At 35.0% G+C, this 4,994-nt stretch carries 4 protein-coding genes; all 4 read right to left on the bottom strand.

The features are described 5' to 3' along the window. Positions 1 to 214 precede the first annotated feature (214 nt). Complete coding sequence (locus tag P8H68_RS04795; RefSeq protein ID WP_300322247.1) at positions 215 to 2,536, bottom strand: transglycosylase domain-containing protein; 2,322 nt, start codon at positions 2,534 to 2,536, stop codon at positions 215 to 217. Between the two features lie 47 nt (positions 2,537 to 2,583). Beyond that, positions 2,584 to 3,081, bottom strand: a complete 498-nt coding sequence (locus tag P8H68_RS04800; protein ID WP_300322248.1) for a gliding motility lipoprotein GldH — start codon at positions 3,079 to 3,081, stop codon at positions 2,584 to 2,586. After that, positions 3,062 to 4,600, bottom strand: coding sequence for a regulatory iron-sulfur-containing complex subunit RicT (gene ricT, locus P8H68_RS04805; protein ID WP_300322249.1), 1,539 nt, complete (start codon positions 4,598 to 4,600; stop codon positions 3,062 to 3,064). The genes P8H68_RS04800 and ricT overlap by 20 nt, the downstream gene beginning before the upstream one ends. A 226-nt stretch (positions 4,601 to 4,826) precedes the next feature. Beyond that, positions 4,827 to 4,994, bottom strand: a 168-nt coding sequence (locus P8H68_RS04810; RefSeq protein ID WP_300322250.1) for a ferredoxin, incomplete at its 5' end; no start/stop codon positions are given.

Raw genomic sequence — 4,994 nt, forward strand, 5'->3', positions numbered from 1 at the left:
CCAAAATAAATTTTTATGATCAACAGACCATTTATAAAACTCAGGATAAGAATTCACAGAAAGTTCTTCCATCACTCTAGAAATATTACTATTCTTAAGTTCTTTTTCTGATGGTATCCACTTTTTCATAGTTATAATTTGAAGTGATTTAAAAATACAAAAAAAGTGCAAAGATTACTCCTTACACTTTTGATATACTTTTACTTCTTTTAGTTTAAAATTCTGTTTCTTCCTCTACAGTTTCTACTGGAATCTCCACACCTTCTTCATCAATCAAAGGCGGAGTCTCACAATCCAACTGAATTCCAATATGATCTGGTTTTTCAAACTCTTCCTGACTAATATTTAACGTAGGATCTGCATAACATTTTCTCATAAACAAAGCCCAAGTAGGCAATGACATCGTAGCTCCTTGTCCCTGTACAATCCCTTCAAAATGTGTAGCTCTATCATCTGCTCCAGTCCAAACACCTGTGGCTAGATTCGGAACCACCCCCATAAACCAACCATCAGATTGATTTTGTGTAGTACCTGTTTTACCCATAATTGGGTTTTCAAATTGGTAAGGATATCCTGTAGAAATACTATCTGGATATTTACCCCATTTTCCTCTTAACCTAACACCTGAACCGGCTTCAGTAACTCCTTTTAACAAATCAACCACTACATAAGCAGATTCCTCACTTAAAACCTGCTCCGTTTTTGGAGTAAACTCTTGTAACACCGTTCCATTTCTATCCTCTATCCTCAATAGCATCATTTGATTCACACGCAATCCTTTATTTGCAAACATAGAATACGCTCCTACCATATCATACAAACTTGCATCAATAGTTCCAAGTGCAATGGATGGATATGCGGGAATATTAGAGTGAATACCTGCTCTTTTTGCCAATCTAACTACGGTTTTAGGTCCTACCATATGGATCAACCTAGCAGTAATAACATTGATTGATTTCGCTAAGGCTTGTTTTAATGTTAATTCTCCCCCATAACTGTCACCAGAATTTTTAGGTGTCCAATCTTCATCCATTCCATATGCCTCTTTTGGAATGGTATACATAGTATTTGGATATTTTTCACAAGGAGATATTTGTAATTGATCTATTGCAGACGCATACACAAAGGGCTTAAAGGTAGAGCCAACCTGACGTTTTCCTTGCTCTACGTGATCGTATTGGAAATACTTATTATTAATTCCACCAACCCAAGCCTTGATATGACCAGTTTGAGGTTCAATAGACAACAATCCACTATGTAAAAAGTGCTTGTAATATTTTATAGAATCATAGGGTGTAAAAACAGTATCAATCGTTCCTTTCCAAGAGAACACTTTCATCTTTCTTTTGGTGTCAAAAGCCTTCTTGATTTCTTTTTCTGATTTACCTGCTTTTTTCAACAATCTATACCTGTCTGTATTTTTCATTGCACGCAACATAGTAGCCTCTATCTCTTCATCTTCTAAATCATAAAACGGTGCCGTAGGGTTCCGTTTTTGCTCCTTGAAAAACACTCTTTGCAAGTTAGAAACATGTTCATGAACTGCTTCTTCTGCATAGCGTTGCATTCTAGAATCTAAAGTCACATAAATCTTTAAACCATCACGGTAAATATTATGATACGTTCCATCTGGCTTAGGATTTTCTTTGATCCATCTTTTCATATAATCACGCAAATACTCTCTAAAATAGGTTGCATAACCATCACTATGTCCTTCTGGAGAAAACTCAATAATCATCGGTAATTTCTGTAAAGAATCTTTCTCCTTTTCTGAAATTTTATTATTTCTTTCAAGCTGAAACAACACTTGATTTCTTCTTGCTAAAGATTTCTTTTTTGAAATTTCTCTATTAGGATTGTATTGTCTTGGATTTTTCAACATTGCCACCAAAACAGCAGACTCTTCTGGTTTTAAATCAATCGGTTCCTTTCCAAAATAAATTCTTGAAGCGGATCTAATTCCAATGGCATTGTACAAGAAGTCAAACTTGTTCAAATACATGGTAATGATTTCCTCTTTCGTGTATTGTTCCTCCAATCGCACCGCAATCACCCACTCGTTTATTTTCTGAACAACCCTTTTAAATTTATTTCTAGTACCCGAACCTTCCGTAAATAAAAGTTTTGCTAATTGTTGCGTAATGGTACTCGCACCCCCACCTTTTCCAAGTTTTACAACCGCTCTTAAGGTTCCTTTAAAATCAATTCCAGAATGCTCATAAAAACGTTCGTCCTCAGTAGACACTAATGCATCTACAAGATTTTTAGGTAAATCTTTAAATTTAACTGGAGTTCTATTTTCATTATAATATTTCCCAAGAGTTTTCCCATCGATAGAAATAATCTCAGTAGCAAAATTATTTTCAGGGTTTTCTAATTCTTCAAAGGTTGGCAATTCGCCAAAAACCTCCATAGAGGCCAATAAAAACAAAGATGATACAAACAACAAACCACCTAAGATCAAACCCCAAAACCATAACGTATATTTTCTAAAAGAAGTTGGAGTACTATTTTGTTTATTTTTCTTTTCAGCCATCTAGCTATTTTTTTTCAAATTGATAATAACAGTCGTATTATGCTTTTTTATTTTTCTTTTTTTTCAATGCGGAAACCTACATCTGAAATTCCTTTCACACTTTGTAAACCATCAATATCATTTCGGTTACGCATGGCTTGTTGGATATTTACTTGGTAGGAACCTAACTCTGAAAACCTAAAGTTTTCACGGTAAAATAATTTGTTTTCTTTGATATCAGTAAACCCATCTCCTAGCCAATTCCCGTAAGAATCGGTCATTTTATACTCTAATGTATCTACTACATGGAATCCACTTGGATATTGAAGTTCGGCGATCAAAAACAGATTAGAATATTGGTATTCACTAGTATTCCTCAACTGAATAAACAGATCATATGATTCTAAAGAATCCGAAACTTCAAATTCAAAGTTCACCAAATTTTCTTTCTTCCAGCCATCAATCCCGACAGACGTATACTTGTCAAATACACGATATTCATCGCAACTAATTAAGAATACAAATAGCAATAAAATAACACCATATTTATGCGTCTTTCGTAGCATTGGGATTAGGTTTATTATTTGGATTAGGTTTCTTTCTTCTATTATTGTTTCGCTTTGGCCTCTTTGCTCCTCCCTCATTCTTTACACCGGATTCATTAGTGTTAGCTCCGGCAGGTTTTGCCCCACCTTGCTTTTGATTTGGATTCGGTTTCGCGTTTGGGTTTTGCTTGTTTTTATTTTGAGGACGACGTTTTTTAGGAGCTCCTTGCTTTGGTCCATTTGCATTTGCATTTGGATTCGCATTCGGATTTTTCTGATTCGGGTTAGCATTTTTATTCCCCTGCTTTCTTTTTTGTCCGCCTTCTTTATTTTGTGACTGGCCGTTATTTGGTTTTCTTGGTCCTTGTTTTCTTGGTCCAGAATTCCCTTGTTGGTTTTGCCCCTGACCAGGTTTTTTCTTTTTATTTCTTCTTTTATTTTTAGTCTTTGGCTTATCAAAACGAGTCAAACTATCCTGTCCCACTACATTTTCAAAGTCGATTTTAGTAGCTACTATAGTTTCTGATTCAAGCTCTTCTAAACTCGGTGCTTTTTCACCATTTTTATTCATGGCAATTACCTCTTGAACTTGCTCTAGTGTAAGTTTATACCATTTGAATCCTTCTTCTTTAGAGGCGTACCACAACAAACCTTTAAAGATATCCATCTTTACAAAAGTTGCGCGTCCTTTTTCTGTTTCTAAAACAACATCTTGTTTTGGAAAATCTTTCAAGGCATCTAAATAAGAATCCAATTCAAAATTCAAACAACATTTTAACTTTCCACATTGACCTGCTAATTTTTGCGGGTTTAAAGAAAGTTGCTGATAACGAGCTGACGCCGTATTGACTTTTCTAAAATCTGTCAACCAAGTAGAACAACACAATTCACGTCCACATGAACCAACACCTCCTAAACGAGCAGCTTCCTGACGTAAACCAACTTGCTTCATTTCTACACGAATGCTAAAAGCACTTGCCAAGTCCTTTATCAACTGTCTAAAATCTACTCTATCTTCAGCAGTATAATAAAACGTTGCTTTGTTACCATCTCCCTGATACTCAACATCAGAAAGTTTCATTTTCAAACCTAAACGACCTAAAATTTCACGTCCACGACGTTGTGTTTCAATCTCTTTATCTCTTGCAGCTTGCCAGATATCAATATCTCTAACACTCGCTTTGCGATATATTTTTTTAACCTCTTCACTATCCTCGGTAACTTTTTTCTTTTTCATTTGAACTCGTACAAGCTCACCTGTTAAAGAAACAGTTCCGATATCATGACCTGGAGAACCCTCCACTGCCACTATTTCACCAATAGATAACTGAAAATTATTATTATTTCTATAAAAATGTTTCCTTCCGTTTTTAAAACGAACCTCAACAATATTTAAAGGTTTTTGACCACTTGGTAATGCCATATTAGACAACCAATCAAAAACGGTTAATTTATCGCAGCTCCCAGTTGCACAAGCGCCATTGCTTTTACACCCACCTGGAACTCCGGATTTATTTGTAGAGCACGAAGTACAGCCCATATATAAGTTTCTCTTTTTGGATACTGACTTTAGTGCAGTCAGTATGTATATTTATAATCAATAAGTAAACGCTTAAAAAGCTGATTTATTAGGCCTTAGAAAACCGCTTACAAATTTCCTTGAATTCGTAAAGATACTATAAAAATAAAAACTAGAGAACGCATGCAAACGTTCTCTAGTTTTTATTTTGTTAAATCTAATTTTTGATTGAAAAAAGAGCCTAGTATCAGACTTGTTTTACATCAATTATTTTAACTGGACAGGCTTTTTTTGCTTCTAACGAAACCTCATAAATAGTTTCATCAGGTGATTTGATCGTATAAAAACCTTTTTTCTCTATCCCGTGTAACAACACAGATTTCCCGTCTTTTTTTGACATCTGAAACTGACCAGG

Source organism: Flavicella sp., from assembly GCF_029238425.1.
In the GTDB taxonomy this organism is placed as follows: Bacteria; Bacteroidota; Bacteroidia; order Flavobacteriales; family Flavobacteriaceae; genus Flavicella.

Excerpts from the sequence above, each read along its gene's own strand:
- ricT (WP_300322249.1), bottom strand. The coding sequence starts at position 4,600 with ATGGGCTGTACTTCGTGCTCTACAAATAAATCCGGAGTTCCAGGTGGG.
- P8H68_RS04795 (WP_300322247.1), bottom strand. The coding sequence starts at position 2,536 with ATGGCTGAAAAGAAAAATAAACAAAATAGTACTCCAACTTCTTTTAGA.
- P8H68_RS04800 (WP_300322248.1), bottom strand. The coding sequence starts at position 3,081 with ATGCTACGAAAGACGCATAAATATGGTGTTATTTTATTGCTATTTGTA.